Genomic DNA, 15,642 nt, shown 5'->3' on the forward strand with positions numbered 1-15,642 from the left:
AACTATGAGCCTTTTCCAATCGCTTTCGAATTACAGTTCTAGAAATTCGATAATCTGTGCAGGATAACGCTCAAAGCCTACAAAACTGTGATCACCGCCTTGTTCTACTGTTTGCTTAGCGTCTGCAAACTTATCTACCGCTTGTCGATAGTCTAAAACCTCATCTTCTGTTTGTTGCAATAACCAAAAAGAATGTGGCGACGCGATGCTTTGTACATCAAGAGCTTTTAACTCGTCAATATGACAAGCTTCAAGTGTATAGGTTTCATGCGTATATGGGTTAGTTTGCTTACCCAAATAATCTACTAGCAACTCATAAGGCTTGACTGCGGGGTTGACCACTACCGCTTTAAACCCAAACTTGTCATTTAGCCACGTTGACATAAAACCGCCTAATGAGCTGCCCACTAGACCAATTTTATAGTCGTCTTTATATTGCTCGATAATATCCAACAACATTTTCGCCGCTTGCTGAGGATAACAAGGTAACTGGGGAACAATCACCTTAATATCAGGCCTATGTTGCTCGCAGTAGGCTCTCATCACATTCGCTTTCATGGAGAGTGGAGAGCTATTAAAGCCATGGATATAGAGAAGAAGTGAAGGTTTACTCATAGATATCTCGCACAAAAAAGCGAGCCCGAACAGAGAGCTCGGGCGCGTTAGTAGCCGTTAGAAGAGAAGTCTGGTTGGAACTGGCCATCAGGAAGCCGACCTACTTGGGTCGTAATATCGCCACAAGCGTGTAGTTGCAGCTCCCGCCAACCAGGCGAAGTGGTATCAAGGGCAAAATCATCCGAGTTAGGCTTAAACTGAACACAAGTTGAGGGTGTTGCCATCACTCGAATGCCCTTGTGAAGCACATTCATATCTTGATGAACATGACCACAGAGAATGCCTTTCACGTTATCAAAACGCTCGACAACCTGCCAAAACGCTTCGGCATCTTTTAAAGTATGTTGATCAAGCCACGCGCTTCCGACCAGTAACGGGTGATGATGCAACAAAACAAGTGTGTGTCTTTCTGGGTGTTCGGCTAGCTTTTCTTCGAGTAGCGTTAATTGCTGATCACTCAAGCGCCCATGAGGAACGCCAACAACTTGCGAGTCTAAAAGAATTAACTGCCAATGCTCGCCAAGCAACACATGCTCTGCGGCTTTGATTTGTGGCGAAGGCAAAACACTGCCCATATTAGGCTTGTAATCATGATTACCAGGTAGCCAAAAGCAGTCTTTCTCTAGCGGTTCAATGCCGTTGGCAAAGCGCTGATAAGATTCTGCACTATGGTCTTGGGAAATATCGCCCGTCGCCAAAATGTAATCAAACGCCACGTTGCGGCGTAAAACATCAGCAACAACAGCATTAAAGCTATCGACTGTTTTTACGCTTAGCAAACTTCCCTCATCGGCAGCAAACAGATGAGTATCCGTAATTTGTAAAAGTTTGATGCTGTCACTAGATGATTGCAAAATGAAAACCTGATTCGTCCACTATATCGTTATTTGTTATTTTCCTTTAGTGACGTGACGATCAATTGAAGGCAAGTGGTGTTCTACTGATACCACTTCGTAAACAAAACGTCAGCCATTCACCGAGGAATGTGTTTAATTGATGCTTTTCATCTTTCTGCATCAGTTGGTCATTGGGATAATCATACTTAGCTTTTATGCGAGAGAACTCTCCGCTTGAGCATACTTCGGCTACTCTCGCATCATGATAAAGCCTGACAGACATCGTCGGTAAAGGAAACACTGGCGTTTCATCACTCTGACATATCTCAACAACTGTGGTGTATTTTGTGATTTCATTCACGGTCAATTGGTAAACCATGTTCGCCGCTTGGTAGCAACGTACATCCCCAACTTCGGCAGAAGCAGGCAATAAGGCGTTCAACTTAGCGTAGTTGGTCTCATACGTTCTCATAAGACCAGCTAAATCAACATGATATTGTTGTTTTTCAGCCAATTGTGCCATTACTCACTCTCCACCGTTTGGGATTGTCCCCATTCTGACTTTAACTCTTGATGGTGTAATTGCAGCCATTGCAACGCAATAATCGACGCACCATTTTCAAATTTTCCGTCCTTCACCCATTGATACGCCGTTTCACGACTCATGACATGAACTTGGATGTCTTCATTCTCATAGTCTAAACCATGAATGCCGTGCGCTTTAGACGCATCCACTTCACCAACAAAGACGTCTAGCTTTTCCGAGCAACCACCAGCCGAAGGATAATAAGAAGTGACAGGTATAACGCGCCCCACCTGAATCCCCGCTTCTTCGACAGCCTCTCGACGAATTACGGCTTCAGCAGATTCATCGCGGTCAATCATACCGGCGACAATTTCTAGCTGCCAAGGGTGCTCATGTTCCAACGCGCCAATACGAATCTGTTCAATGATTACGACCTGGTCCGTATTGGGATCATAAGGAAGCATCGCTGCTGCGTGACCACGCTCGAACATTTCTCGTTCGACAACTCCACTCCAACCACCAGCAAATAGCCTATGCTGAAAGCGGTATTTCACCATTTTGAAAAAACCTTCAAATAAGGTTTCTTTCGAGATGACTTTTACATCTCGCGAAGTAAAATCTTGTTGTTGTTTGTCACGCTGTTGCATTCAACACCTCTCTGAGTGAATCCTGTAGTTTACTCATTGTTATTCGCTTGCTCAAAGGACTTGGCTCAACTTTTTGTATAATAGTTACAAATTAATTTAAGTCTTCGCTAAAAATTTATTGCACAAGTGGATAATTACGTGTAAAAAAGTGCAAACTTTAGAGTAAATATCGTGCAAATTGAGTTAAACTACTGAGAATTAACCAATCTATGGACCGCGGGAATAGAAAATGAAAAAATTGCTTCCACTATTTATCAGTGCAGCGCTAGGTAGCATGAGTACGTCTGCGTTCGCAGACTCTTTGGCTGAAATCTACGACTTGGCAAAACAAAATGATCCACAATTGCTCAGTGTAGCAGCACAACGTGACCAAGCTTTCGAAGCAATCACCTCAAGCCGTAGTGCTCTATTACCACAAATTAACCTTACTGCGGGTTACAATTTAACTCGTGGTGATACTGAATACGATTCAAATCTAATTAGCGACGTATCAAACGATGGCAACGCACTAACCGCTGGCGTTAGCTTTTCACAAGCACTTTACAACCGCGCATCTTGGATCTCTCTAGATACTGCTGAGAAAAGTGCTCGCCAAGCAGACGCAACTTACGCAGCGACGCAACAGGCACTGATTCTTCGCGTGTCACAAGCGTATTTTGAAGTTCTACGCGCACAAGATAATCTTGTTTTCGTACGTGCAGAAAAAGCCGCGGTTGGCCGTCAACTTGAGCAAACTAAACAGCGTTTTGAAGTAGGTTTGTCTGCAATCACTGACGTGCATGACGCACAAGCTCAGTACGACCAAGTGCTAGCGGACGAAGTGTTGGCAGAAAACGCGCTAACTAATAGCTACGAGTCACTGCGTGAAATTACAGGCCAAGAGCACAAAGATCTCAACATTTTGGACACTGGCCGCTTCACTGCTAGCCCATCGACCGTACCAGCTGAATCGCTCATTGATGAAGCAAAAACCAAAAACCTGACCTTGCTATCATCACGTATTCTTCAAGACATCGCGCGTGACAATATTTCACTAGCAAGCTCTGGCCACCTACCAACGCTCTCTCTAGACGGTGGTTACAACTACGGTGATACTTCTCATAGCTCTCGTGACAACACGACAGACAACTTCAATATTGGTGTGAACCTTGCTGTACCGCTATACACAGGTGGTAACGTAACCTCTCAAACCAAACAAGCTGAATACGCGTACGTGGCTGCAAGCGAAGATCTTGAAGCGCAATACCGTAGCGTAGTAAAAGATGTTCGCGCACAAAACAACAACATTAACGCCTCTATCGGCGCATTACGTGCGTATGAGCAAGCGGTTATTTCTGCACGCTCTGCACTAGAAGCAACAGAAGCTGGCTTTGATGTAGGTACTCGTACTATCGTTGATGTACTGGACGCGACTCGTCGTCTATACGATGCGAACAAAAACCTATCGAACGCTCGTTACGACTACATTTTAAGTGTTCTTCAGCTACGCCAAGCAGTTGGTACGCTAAGCGAACAAGACATCTTAGACGTTGATGCAGGTTTGAAAGCGGCAAAATAACCGCGAATTGAATACTTCAGGTCTTAATAAATAAAAACGCCAGTTGAGTTATCAGCTGGCGTTTTTTATTACTTGTAGTTCAGAGCCTAAAAGTGCCTCTGAACTAAAAGTATCAAAAAGGCCGCACTTAGCGACCTTTATGAGCAAATAGCATTTCAATGCTAACAAACAGCAGGCTTAGCCCTTACCGCCTTTGATTGCATTAATGATTTCACTGGTCGAGCAGCCATCTTCAAAGTTCAATACACGAACTTCACCACCCGCCGCAATGACTTCTTTACCACCAGCAATCTCTTCTGGTTTGTAGTCACCGCCTTTTACTAGCAGGCTTGGTAGAACTTCTGAGATCAAACGCTGCGGCGTATCTTCACTAAATGGTACAACCCAATCCACAGCGCCCAAACCTGCCAACACCGCCATGCGGCGATCGGTTGGGTTTACCGGACGACCAGGGCCTTTAAGGCGTTTTACTGACTCATCGGTATTTACCGCAACGATTAGGCGATCGCCCAGTTCAGCAGCATGGTTTAAGTAAGACACATGCCCTGCGTGTAGAATATCAAAGCAGCCATTTGTCATAACGACTTTCTCGCCACGAGCTCGTGCTTTTTTCACCGCTTCGATCAGTGCTTTTTCTGAAATCACACCGTAATCCGTGTCTTGGCTGCCATGTACCGCTTCTGCTAATTCAATCTCAGAAAGCGTTGACGTGCCTAGTTTACCAACTACAACACCTGCCGCTGCGTTTGCTAGTGCACACGCTTCTTCAAATGATTTGCCTGCGGCAACAGACGCTGCCAATACAGAGATAACCGTGTCGCCCGCACCTGTCACGTCGTACACTTCTTTCGCTTGAGTTGGAAGGTGGAACGGTTCCTGACCACGACGAATCAAGGTCATTCCGTTTTCGCTGCGTGTCACTAAAAGCGCTTCAAATTCAAACTCTTCAACCAAAGCCAGTGCTTTCTCTACTAGCTCTTGGTCAGATTTCACTTTACCTACAACGTCTTCGAACTCTTTCATGTTTGGCGTAAGAAGTGTTGCGCCACGGTAGCGTTCAAAATCCGCACCTTTCGGGTCAATGAAAACCGGAATATTTGCTGCGCGCGCTTTTTGAATGTATGCCTGAACATGCTCTAACGAGCCTTTTGCATAGTCAGACATAATCACGGCTTTAACGTTTGGCAGTGCGGCATCCATTCGAGATAACACTGGCGCAGAATCTGTGTTTTCAAACTTGTCTTCGAAGTCGAGACGAATAAGCTGTTGTCCACGGCTCATTACACGAAGCTTCGTAATCGTTGGGTAATCAGGCAGTGCAACGAAATCGCACTTCACATTGAGTGAGCTCAGCGTCTCCGTCAGCACTTTTGCAGGCTCATCTTCCCCAGTTAGACCAACAATGTGAGCATGGCCACCTAGTGATGCGATGTTCATCGCAACGTTCGCAGCACCACCAGGACGCTCTTCATTGTTTTCTACTTTTACAACAGGAACCGGCGCTTCAGGAGAAATGCGCCCGGTTGGGCCATACCAGTAACGATCTAGCATGACATCACCGATGATGAGCACACCAGCGCTGTTGTAATCAGGTAGAATTGGTTTCATTGTTGGTCTCCAAAAATTAAATCGAAGTGAGTTTATCACAGCCCTTATCGAGGCTAAATATATGGTCTTAACTGAACCACTGATTCCAAGCCTGTTTTACCCACTCCCTTTCGGCAACAAACTTATCTTCCACCACATCAGCGTCTAAATTGAGTAGATTTCGGCGGTGTATTTCGTTGCGCATTGTCGTGTAAGCACGTATCAACTGCATTGCTTGGTCTTCGTCCATGACATTTTGCGCAATGAGCGTTTCAAAGATGCGCACATTATCACACCAACGCGTCAATTTCGGCTTATCGTGACTATAGTTGAGCACTAGGTACTGAGCGAGAAATTCGATATCGGTAATCCCACCTACATCTTGCTTGAGCATAAAGCGGCCTGGCTTTTTCCCCCCAAGATGACCGCGCATTTTTTCTCTCATTTCGACAACGTCTTTTTTCAGTTCAGCTTGATCGCGTGCTTTGCACAACACATCATGCCGCGTATTGTGAAATGCGATCGCCAGTGGTTCATCACCATAAATCATGCGCGCGCGGACAAGTGCTTGATGCTCCCATGTCCACGCGTCTTGATGTTGATAGTCGTCGAACGCGTCCGTTGGGCTAACCAACAAACCCGATGCACCGGACGGACGCAATCGGGTATCGACCTCGTATAAAATACCGGAAGCGGTGCGAGTGGAGAAAATATGAATGATACGCTGTGCTAAACGAAGGTAGAACTGACGACCATCAATCTCTTTTTTGCCGTCAGTGTAGACATTGACTGGGCAGTCATGCATGAAGACAATATCCAAGTCGGAGTTATAGCCGAGCTCCCACCCTCCGACTTTACCATAACCAATTACAGCAAAGCCTTTGCCTTCACGATCTTTCACATGCGTTGGCTCGCCATACTTTTCAGATACTTGAAACCAAGCCTGACTGATCACCGCATCCACGATAGCTTCCGCTAAATAAGTTAAATGGTCACTCACTTTCATCACTGGCAATGCGCCAGCAATATCTGCCGCTGCAATACGCAAAATACAAATTTGCTTAAACTGACGCAACGCTTCCATTTGCTGTTCCATATCATCTTCAGGAATACGTGCCAAATAATCACGTAGCTCTGTACGGTAACTGTCTAATGGAATGGGATTGTACAGCTGCGCAGGGTCGATTAACTCATCAAGCAAGATAGGATAACGAGACAGCTGCTCTGAAATCATTGGGCTTGCGGTACACAAACGTACGAGCTGCACCAGAGCCGCTGGATGCTCATCCAATAATTCCAAGTAAGTTGTGCGAGTGCAGATGTTGTGTAGCAAGTGAAGTACACGAGATAAACCAAACTGTGCATCAGGATGGGCAAAGACCGCATCAAACACTTTCGGCATCAAACGATTGAGCACTTCGCGTCCACGTGGGCCTAACGTTTTTTTGGCCAGATCGGTTTTAAAGTTGATGATGGTTTTCGCGCATGAAGCAAAGTCTTCAATCTGAATATCCTGCTGCAAGATATGCTCAAGAACGTCTTGTTTGTCGGCCATATCCCATAGCTCATGAAAATGACGAGCAACAGTAGTCCCCTCGTCTTCTTCATCATCACCAATTAGTGATTCAAAAACTTGGTGAACATTTGCCATATGCTGCTGGGTTTGCTCAATTAATTGCTCCCAACAGCTCATTTTCATCGCAGTGGCGAGCTTTAAGCGTTCGGTTTCGCAATCAGGCAGCGTCTGGGTTTGCTTATCCGCCATTGCTTGCAACAAGTTTTCTAATTGACGCAAGTACTTGTATGCAGCTTCTAGATCGCTGACTTCTTTTGGAGTAAGCAATGCCAGTTCTTCAATGCCTTGCAGCGTTTCCAACAGCCCTCGATTACGCAAAGAAGGCTCTCGACCACCTCGAATCAATTGAAAAACTTGAGCGATAAATTCAATTTCTCGGATGCCACCCGCACCTAGCTTAATGTTGTTATTCAACCCTCGGCGGCGAACCTCGCTACTGATCATCGACTTCATTCGTCGCAAAGATTGAATCGCACTGAAATCAATATAACGACGAAAAACAAAAGGGCGCAGCATTTGGCGTAGCTCTTGATACTGCGGGTACATCTCACATCCCATCACCCGAGCTTTGATCATCGCGTAACGTTCCCAATCTCGCCCCTGCTCTTGGTAATAATCTTCAAGTGCGGCATAGCTCATTACCAAGGGGCCACTTTCTCCAAATGGGCGAAGTCGCATGTCGACGCGGTAGCAAAAACCATCGAAGGTTTGTTGGTCGAGCGCTTTGATGATGCGTTGACCAAGACGAGTAAAGAACTGGGCATTAGCAATGCTTCGGCGTGCGCCTTGGGTTTCGCCATTCTCTGGGTACGTGAAAATTAAATCAATATCGGAAGAAAAGTTTAGCTCGCCACCACCCAGTTTCCCCATACCGATAATTAACATCGGCTGCACTTCACCGTCCTCACTTGTTGGCGTGCCCCACTCCTGACAACACACTTGATATTGCCATTGATAGGTTTCAAAAATCATCGCTTCTGCCAACTCAGATAAGTGGCTTAAAGACGTCTCTAGCGACCATGCATGCGTGAAATCCTTCCACGCAATGTACACCATTTCTCGGTTGCGAAACTGACGCAACACGCGATGGCCAGACATCTCATCAGGACATTGTTCCAACAGTTCAGCAAGGCGTGAGCGGTAAGACTCCTGACGACTTGGCTGCGCTAACATACTTGGCAACTCACGGGCTAGGACTTCATCGCGATGAATGGCTTCGGTTATAAATTGGCTTAAGCCCGCCACATAACGAAATTGCTGCGCAACCTCATCGGGCCAAAGGGGAAAATAACCTGCGTCTTGGGCGTTTTGTACGGCAGATTCAGCGATAGAAATCAGTGGCGAAGGCAGCTGCATTTTTCTTCCTTGTTTGAAAAGCACGGTAACTCATTCTTTATACCAGACTGAAAGCAAATAAAAACGCCCACAAAAGGTTTGTGGGCGTTTTATCAAAAGTTCGGGATCGAATATTAAACTTGGAAAGATTTAATCTTCTTGTCTAGCTCACCTGCATTATTTTGCATCATTTCAGAGGTTTCTAGCAGCTCGGTAACAACAACAACTGAGGCTTCCACCAACTCACGTACATTGGTGAGGTTTTGGCTCATCTCTTCTGCAACACTGCTTTGTTGACCAGACGCCGTCGCGATCTGGAAGTTCATGTCATTGATTTGCGTCACTTGCCCAACAATACCATCGAGCTCAGATCCAGCATTAGAAACCAGCTCGTTTCCATCTGCCGCTTCTACAACGCTTTTTTCCATGAGTTCTACCGCAGATTCAGCACTGGTTTGCAGCTGTGCGATCATCTCTTGAATTTCTACCGTCGCTTGTTGTGTGCGTTGGGCAAGGTTACGAACTTCATCTGCAACCACAGCAAAACCCCGCCCAGCCTCGCCAGCTCGCGCCGCTTCAATCGCCGCATTCAGTGCAAGCAGGTTGGTTTGTTCAGAAATGCCTTGAATCGTCCCCACAACGCTACCAATGGCTTCAACACGTTCTTCAACTTGGTTAACCGCTTGTGCCGATGAAGCGATATCCGACGAAAGTTCACTCATTTTCGCCATTGTACTTTGCAAGAACTGCTGACCAGAAATTGCTTGTGCGGAAGCTTGCTCTGTTAGAGAAGATGCCGTCTGGGCATGTTCCGCAACCGTTTGGACCGTCGACGACATCTCACTCATCGCCGTAGCAAGTTGATCAATTTCGTTAAACTCTTCTTGCGCCGATTCCTTCGTTTCCGACATGCTCAGAGTCATGACTTCGGTGAGCGTTGATAATTCATCAGACGCATTAATTTGCATTTGAATCACATCGTGCAATTGTCGACGTGTCTTTTCTAATTCACGTGCCACGTCTCCGTATTCATCTTTACAATCCATACCAAATGGAACAGAGAGGTTCTTGCTCGCCATCAGTTTGATCGCGTCGCTCAGATACTGTGTTTGACGCAACATCACTCTAGCCGCCGCTAATAAGAGCACGACAAAAACCACTATCAATAAGGCGGTTTGCCAAGCAACTTGCGTTAAGTATGCTTCATAATGCTGTTGGGCAACTTGCGCGTTTTGTGTCGCCGCTAAAAGTGAGTCGTAAAAAGTGTTTGCGTCCCACAGTTGTTTTGCCACGATCAGGACAGTACTGAAGACCATCAACATGACCATTTTAGGCACCAGTCGAATGTCGGATATGACCCTTTCCCATGGCTTAAATGCCAGCTTTTCCATTGTCAGTTCTCCACCGAGTCTTATATAGTCTTTATCTATAATCTTTATATTACTTATAATTATGTTCGCGCTTTGCGTGGTTACGCGATTTATTTTGAGCTTCGTATGAAAAACAATGATATCAAAGACAGCACACGACCGATGGGCCTGTTGTCACTAATATTGTCTTTTATGGCACTATTTGTGATCTCTGGCTTGTTGTTTTTCCCGATCGATCACGAAACCCGTCAAGTTCTTATCGGTCTGGATTTCATAATCTGTAGTATTTTTCTACTACAGCTCACCATTGATTTGATCCGGTCCACAGATCGCTGGTTATTCCTTAAACGTCATTGGATAGATTTCGTGGCGAGCATCCCATTGATAGAGCCCCTGCGCTTTGCTCGTATTTTTCATATTATGCGAGTGGTATTAGTACTGCGTTCGTCAAAGTTCATTTTGCATCAGCTCAAAGAAAACCGCCGCGAAACTACGGTCGCCTCTATACTGCTATTGATGGTTATCCTCATAACGCTCGGTTCTAGTGCAATGCTGTTTATCGAAGCGAAAAACCCAGAAGCGAATATTCGCACTGGCGCCGATGCTTTGTGGTGGGTATTTGTAACGATCTCAACGGTTGGTTACGGCGATCATTATCCTGTGACCTCCATAGGAAAGTTTTTGGCTGTCATCATCATTGTTTGCGGGGTGGGTATCTTTGGTATGATCTCGGGTCTTATCACCTCTATCCTTACTGCCCCAACGAAACAACAGACGCACAGTTCAATCAATAAAGAACGTATGCTCGAGCAGCTCCTAACCCAACAAGCGCAAATACTAGAACGACTCGATTTCATGGAAAAAGAGCTACAACAACGTAAAACAGAGACAAAAAAATAGGACCATGCGGTCCTATTTTTTTGTCGTTACCACCAGAACGATCATTCACGCCAATAAGGCTGTACTTCCACACTGATCGCTCGGGTTTGATCCATTGCATGCAAAATTGAGCGCTCTTGACGGTGCAACCAGCGTTCTAACTGCTCTTTTTCTGCGTCTTCCAGCATATCAACCAACGGGAGCAAGTGGTTCAGCATTAGCAGATCATCGATACCATGCACCAGATCCGCCCATGGTAAACGGAAGCTGTTACGCTCATCCGAGTTATACAAACTCGCGAAACCAATACCAGTATAGAGGTTACGCAATAAGCGATAACGCTGATCAACGTACTCTTGCGCCGTCAAATCGCGCTCTGCTGGGAAAGCTTCCATTAGCTCAGCCCAAGTGCGATCGAGCTGAGTAACTGAAAACGGCATGATGTTACTTGCCATCTTTTCACGTGCTTTTTCATCAAGAAATGGCTGCCAACCGCGTGCTAAGATCCAGCGGCTTAGATCCAGCAGTAACCCTGTGTAACGCGCGGAATTGAGCAACCCTAGCACTTCTTCACGGCTTGGCAACTCTTGTAACTGCTGAGTCAGCTCAGATACTAAGAACTTACGCGCATCCAACTTACGCAGCACATTGCCTTTGTCATCTAAGAGCTCTTCAAGGTGTGCATGCTCATCCAACCAACTCAGTTCTTCTTCCAACCATTTAAGCTCTTGGCGCAGAATCGCACTCGCGCGACGAGGGACAATCCCGCCAAAAATAGTCAATGTTTGACGAATGAAACGAATGGCATTACTGATTTCACGCAGTGCTTCCACGCTGTCACGCTCAGCATAAATTTGCTCGTGATAATGCCAATGAGACAAAGCGTGCTCTAAAGAGTTGATCAAGCAAAATTCAACGGTATCCGTCGGACTACTGTCCACAAGTGCCAATGATTTTACTTCATCACCCGCATAACCGCTTGCAAGTCGATAACCTTTCGCCGCTTTGCTCAAGTTACCCAAGCGCATACCGCCTTGCTCGCAAAAGCTGCGTGCCAGTGTGAATAAAGCTTCGGTTTGGCCAGACTTAAGTTCCAGTTCAACTTCGCAAATTGGCTCTTGCTTCTCTTCTTCGTCTTCACCTTTGGCTACAACTAAGCCTTGGTCAAAGGCAACTTCAATCTGACTGCCATCGGGCATGCCAATCAGCCATTGTTCACGTGTGAAGTTGGTCGAGAATAATGGCATAAGCTCGGATTGCAGCGTTTCTGCATCTTTACCTGGAGGCCAAATATCTAGAGGATGAAGCGACAGATTAGGCTCGTCGCTAGTGTGCTCAGCATTGTATTCTGGTCTTTGATGTAAGCCTGCGACGACGCGTCCTGCTGTCTTTACGGTTTGGACGAATACATCATCAAAACGGCGAATTCTTAAACCAATGTCGTGCTTTCTAAGCCATTTATCGGCAGTATCAAAATAGGTGTTACCCAAGTCACGACAACTATGCTGAAGTACTTTTGTCTCAGAAATTTTTTCTTTTAAAGTTTCTGAAAATTCAGGAGAAACAAAAAACTTCAGTTCTATTTCGGTTTCCATAGCTATACCTTTCAAAGCAGATAGAAACAGGATATTGCGTAATTTCTCACACGGCAAGAGAGAAATATCGCCGGAATGATGATCTAAAACAGTTTTAATGAGCGATTTAATGCGTTACCATGCGCGCCTTTATAGCCATCGTTCAACATTTCGCCAAGCACTCAGAAATGGTGTATGTTTTTTTAAGGTTATAGTTATTAGGTTGAATGACCATGCCAGTAAATACAATTATGGGGTTATTTGCAAAGTCCCCAATTAAGCCTTTGCAACGCCACGTTGTGTGTGTCAACGAATGTTGTTCACACTTGGTGAAATTCTTTGAAGTATCTTCAAAGGGTGATTGGGAAAAAGCAGCAGAAATCCGTGCACAAATTTCTCACTTAGAGAAAGAAGCGGATGTGCTGAAACGTGAAATCCGTCTAAAACTGCCTCGCGGTTTGTTCATGCCAGTCGACCGTACTGACATGCTTGAGCTTTTGACTCAACAGGACAAACTTGCAAACCTGGCAAAAGACATTGCTGGCCGTGTATATGGTCGTCAACTTGTCATCCCTGAGGCTCTCCAACCAAACTTCCTCGCTTACGTTCAACGTTGTCTTGATGCTGCCGATCAGGCGCAAAAGGTAATCAATGAACTTGATGAATTGCTAGAAACCGGCTTCAAAGGCCGTGAAGTGACGCTCGTCGCTGAAATGATTCATCAATTAGACGTTATCGAAGATGATACCGATGCCATGCAGATTGAACTTCGCCAGCAGTTGATGGTGATTGAAGCTGACATGAACCCTATCGATGTCATGTTCCTATACAAGATTCTTGAATGGGTAGGTGGTATTGCCGACCAAGCGCAGCGCGTAGGTGCTCGTTTGGAAGTCATGCTATCTCGATCTTAAAACATAAAGTTAACGACATAACGAAGAGCATAATTAACACGTGTCATAGGGACGATGACTATTTTCATCGTCTTATGGTTTGGCGCGCGTAAAATTTTGTTCCGCTTGTTATAAAACAACTAGGTATTACGATGGATATCCTTGCGAACTACGGCACTGTCCTGATTATTGTTGCAGCGATTTTTGGTTTCATGATGGCGATTGGTATTGGCGCGAACGACGTTGCTAATGCGATGGGTACATCTGTAGGTTCAAAAGCGCTAACTGTAAAACAAGCTATCATCATTGCGATGATCTTCGAATTTGCAGGTGCTTACCTTGCAGGCGGTGAAGTAACCGACACTATCCGTAAAGGTGTAATCGAAACTTCTTTATTTGCTAGTCAACCAGATGTTCTTGTCTACGGCATGATGTCTGCGCTTTTGGCAGCAGGTACATGGCTGCTTCTTGCCTCTTACATGGGCTGGCCAGTATCAACGACTCACTCAATTATCGGTGCAATCATTGGTTTTGCATGCGTATCAGTAGGTACTGAAGCGGTTGACTGGGGCAGCGTTCAAGGCATTGTTGGTAGCTGGATTATTACGCCAGTGATTTCAGGTTTCTTTGCTTACGTTATCTTTGTCAGCGCACAACGCCTGATTTTTGATACAGAGAACCCTCTGTTTAATGCGAAACGTTTTGTACCTGTTTACATGTTCATCACAACAATGGTGATTGCACTTGTAACCATCAAAAAAGGTCTAAAACACGTTGGTCTTCACCTGACCAATGGTGAAGCCTGGATGTGGGCAGCAGCAGTTTCAGCACTTGTGATGATTGGCGGCTACGTATACATCCAGAAAAAATTCGCTAATCGCGAAGAAGACCGCAGCTTTTCTGGCGTGGAAGGTATCTTCAGCGTTCTGATGGTTATCACCGCTTGTGCGATGGCATTTGCACACGGTTCAAACGACGTTGCAAACGCCATTGGTCCACTGTCTGCTGTCGTATCGACTGTTGAACACATGGGCGAAATCAGCACGAAAAGCACCATCGCTTGGTGGATTCTACCTCTTGGTGGTATTGGTATCGTGGTCGGTCTTGCAACACTGGGTCACAAAGTAATGGCAACCGTTGGTACAGGCATCACTGAGCTAACGCCTAGCCGCGGTTTTGCAGCACAGCTAGCAACAGCATGTACAGTAGTTCTAGCGTCTGGTACAGGCCTGCCAATTTCAACCACTCAAACATTGGTTGGTGCGGTTCTCGGTGTTGGCTTTGCTCGTGGTATCGCAGCACTGAACCTAGGCGTAGTTCGTAACATCGTGGCATCATGGATCGTTACACTACCAGCGGGTGCGTTATTGGCCGTAGTATTCTTCTACGGACTTCAAGCGATGTTCGCTTAAGACACTCGTCAATAGAATGTAAGCGCTTTGTCATTATTGACTCAAACGCACAGAAAGGGAGGCTTTGCCTCCCTTCTTTGTTGCACCGAGGTTTGAAACTGCATACTATTCGTCTATTTCCGGCTCCAATCATTCGGTGCCAACGCTGTCTCCAAGAAAAATCGTTAAGGGATTTACTGTGAAAAAACTAATCATCACGGTTTTGTTTACTTTGCTAGCAGCGCCAGCGGCCCTAGCAGCAGACCGTTATATTTCTGATGACCTCTTCACTTTTATGCACTCAGGTCCAAATAACACCTACCGTATTATCGGTAGTGTTAACGCCGGTTCTAAAGTACAACTGATTAAAACCAACCGAGATACTGGCTATACGCAAGTTCGTGATGACCGTGGTCGTACTGGTTGGGTACAAAGCAAGTTTGTGACAAACCAAGAGAGCATGGCAATTCGCCTTCCTCGCATTGAGAAAGAGCTAGCCGAAGTAAAAGAGCAGCTTGCTAATGCTCGTCAAACTTCTGATGCAGAGAAAGCCGGTCTTGTTACCTCTCTCAAAACACGTAACCAACAAATTTCAGATCTAGAAAATAAATACTCTGAGATCAGCGATCAGCTTACTTCTGTTGAAACAGAAAACCGCGAGCTACGCGCAAAACTGGATACACAAAAAGATGACATGCTGCTTAAGTACTTCACTTATGGCGGCGGTGTTGCAGGTTTAGGTTTACTATTTGGTTTGATTCTTCCGCATGTCATGCCTCGTAGAAAGCGCTCTCCTGCGGGTTGGGCATAAACCCTTACGCTTTTATCTTTAAAAAGAACGCAAAAGCCAGTCGA

General features: G+C 45.6%; 13 protein-coding genes. 5 read left to right on the forward strand and 8 right to left on the reverse strand.

Annotation, left to right across the window (positions count from 1 at the left end):
* Nucleotides 1-30: 30 nt before the first annotated feature.
* The 4 genes from yqiA to nudF all read right to left on the reverse strand — a co-directional run bounded on the left by yqiA (nt 31) and on the right by nudF (nt 2,624).
* Complete coding sequence (yqiA, locus tag R7Q46_RS09175) at nt 31-615, reverse strand: esterase YqiA (RefSeq protein WP_017820245.1); 585 nt, start codon at nt 613-615, stop codon at nt 31-33.
* A 47-nt stretch (nt 616-662) separates the two neighbouring features.
* The gene (gene cpdA / locus R7Q46_RS09180; RefSeq protein ID WP_005387419.1) at nt 663-1,469 is read right to left on the reverse strand and encodes a 3',5'-cyclic-AMP phosphodiesterase; all 807 of its coding nucleotides are present in this window, start codon (nt 1,467-1,469) and stop codon (nt 663-665) included.
* 61 nt (nt 1,470-1,530) lie between these two features.
* Nucleotides 1,531-1,974, reverse strand: a complete 444-nt coding sequence (locus tag R7Q46_RS09185) for a DUF1249 family protein (protein ID WP_017633603.1) — start codon at nt 1,972-1,974, stop codon at nt 1,531-1,533.
* Nucleotides 1,974-2,624, reverse strand: coding sequence for an ADP-ribose diphosphatase (gene nudF / locus R7Q46_RS09190; RefSeq protein WP_171344382.1), 651 nt, complete (start codon nt 2,622-2,624; stop codon nt 1,974-1,976). The genes R7Q46_RS09185 and nudF overlap by 1 nt, the downstream gene beginning before the upstream one ends.
* Nucleotides 2,625-2,853: 229 nt before the next feature.
* Here nudF and tolC point away from each other — a divergent pair, with 229 nt between their 5' ends.
* Complete coding sequence (tolC, locus tag R7Q46_RS09195; protein ID WP_005379884.1) at nt 2,854-4,182, forward strand: outer membrane channel protein TolC; 1,329 nt, start codon at nt 2,854-2,856, stop codon at nt 4,180-4,182.
* A gap of 177 nt (nt 4,183-4,359) precedes the next feature.
* Here tolC and hldE read toward each other — a convergent pair whose 3' ends face one another.
* The 3 genes from hldE to R7Q46_RS09210 all read right to left on the reverse strand — a co-directional run bounded on the left by hldE (nt 4,360) and on the right by R7Q46_RS09210 (nt 10,071).
* A complete protein-coding gene (gene hldE, locus R7Q46_RS09200; RefSeq protein WP_017633601.1) occupies nt 4,360-5,790 on the reverse strand; it encodes a bifunctional D-glycero-beta-D-manno-heptose-7-phosphate kinase/D-glycero-beta-D-manno-heptose 1-phosphate adenylyltransferase HldE in 1,431 nt (476 codons plus the stop codon).
* A 67-nt stretch (nt 5,791-5,857) separates the two neighbouring features.
* The gene (gene glnE / locus R7Q46_RS09205) at nt 5,858-8,701 is read right to left on the reverse strand and encodes a bifunctional [glutamate--ammonia ligase]-adenylyl-L-tyrosine phosphorylase/[glutamate--ammonia-ligase] adenylyltransferase (protein ID WP_213960829.1); all 2,844 of its coding nucleotides are present in this window, start codon (nt 8,699-8,701) and stop codon (nt 5,858-5,860) included.
* A gap of 113 nt (nt 8,702-8,814) precedes the next feature.
* A complete protein-coding gene (locus R7Q46_RS09210; protein WP_005379890.1) occupies nt 8,815-10,071 on the reverse strand; it encodes a methyl-accepting chemotaxis protein in 1,257 nt (418 codons plus the stop codon).
* A gap of 105 nt (nt 10,072-10,176) precedes the next feature.
* Between R7Q46_RS09210 and R7Q46_RS09215 the strand changes: the two genes are divergently transcribed.
* Complete coding sequence (locus R7Q46_RS09215; protein WP_025768395.1) at nt 10,177-10,950, forward strand: potassium channel family protein; 774 nt, start codon at nt 10,177-10,179, stop codon at nt 10,948-10,950.
* A 41-nt stretch (nt 10,951-10,991) separates the two neighbouring features.
* On the opposite strand, the gene R7Q46_RS09220 is transcribed toward R7Q46_RS09215, so the two are convergent.
* Nucleotides 10,992-12,524, reverse strand: coding sequence for an inorganic triphosphatase (locus R7Q46_RS09220; RefSeq protein ID WP_005379894.1), 1,533 nt, complete (start codon nt 12,522-12,524; stop codon nt 10,992-10,994).
* A 212-nt stretch (nt 12,525-12,736) separates the two neighbouring features.
* Here R7Q46_RS09220 and R7Q46_RS09225 point away from each other — a divergent pair, with 212 nt between their 5' ends.
* The 3 genes from R7Q46_RS09225 (at nt 12,737) to R7Q46_RS09235 (ending at nt 15,598) form a co-directional block, all read left to right on the forward strand.
* On the forward strand, nt 12,737-13,417 hold the full coding sequence (locus R7Q46_RS09225; protein WP_005379896.1) for a TIGR00153 family protein: 681 nt from the start codon (nt 12,737-12,739) through the stop codon (nt 13,415-13,417).
* Nucleotides 13,418-13,548: 131 nt separating this feature from the next.
* Complete coding sequence (locus R7Q46_RS09230; RefSeq protein ID WP_005379898.1) at nt 13,549-14,808, forward strand: inorganic phosphate transporter; 1,260 nt, start codon at nt 13,549-13,551, stop codon at nt 14,806-14,808.
* Between the two features lie 178 nt (nt 14,809-14,986).
* Nucleotides 14,987-15,598, forward strand: a complete 612-nt coding sequence (locus R7Q46_RS09235) for a TIGR04211 family SH3 domain-containing protein (protein ID WP_154204849.1) — start codon at nt 14,987-14,989, stop codon at nt 15,596-15,598.
* Nucleotides 15,599-15,642: the final 44 nt, after the last annotated feature.

The organism is Vibrio sp. 811, assembly GCF_033339195.1.

Excerpts from the sequence above, each read along its gene's own strand:
- hldE (WP_017633601.1), bottom strand. The coding sequence starts at position 5,790 with ATGAAACCAATTCTACCTGATTACAACAGCGCTGGTGTGCTCATCATC.
- R7Q46_RS09230 (WP_005379898.1), top strand. The coding sequence starts at position 13,549 with ATGGATATCCTTGCGAACTACGGCACTGTCCTGATTATTGTTGCAGCG.
- tolC (WP_005379884.1), top strand. The coding sequence starts at position 2,854 with ATGAAAAAATTGCTTCCACTATTTATCAGTGCAGCGCTAGGTAGCATG.
- R7Q46_RS09185 (WP_017633603.1), bottom strand. The coding sequence starts at position 1,974 with ATGGCACAATTGGCTGAAAAACAACAATATCATGTTGATTTAGCTGGT.
- R7Q46_RS09215 (WP_025768395.1), top strand. The coding sequence starts at position 10,177 with ATGAAAAACAATGATATCAAAGACAGCACACGACCGATGGGCCTGTTG.
- R7Q46_RS09220 (WP_005379894.1), bottom strand. The coding sequence starts at position 12,524 with ATGGAAACCGAAATAGAACTGAAGTTTTTTGTTTCTCCTGAATTTTCA.
- R7Q46_RS09225 (WP_005379896.1), top strand. The coding sequence starts at position 12,737 with ATGCCAGTAAATACAATTATGGGGTTATTTGCAAAGTCCCCAATTAAG.
- glnE (WP_213960829.1), bottom strand. The coding sequence starts at position 8,701 with ATGCAGCTGCCTTCGCCACTGATTTCTATCGCTGAATCTGCCGTACAA.
- nudF (WP_171344382.1), bottom strand. The coding sequence starts at position 2,624 with ATGCAACAGCGTGACAAACAACAACAAGATTTTACTTCGCGAGATGTA.
- yqiA (WP_017820245.1), bottom strand. The coding sequence starts at position 615 with ATGAGTAAACCTTCACTTCTTCTCTATATCCATGGCTTTAATAGCTCT.
- R7Q46_RS09210 (WP_005379890.1), bottom strand. The coding sequence starts at position 10,071 with ATGGAAAAGCTGGCATTTAAGCCATGGGAAAGGGTCATATCCGACATT.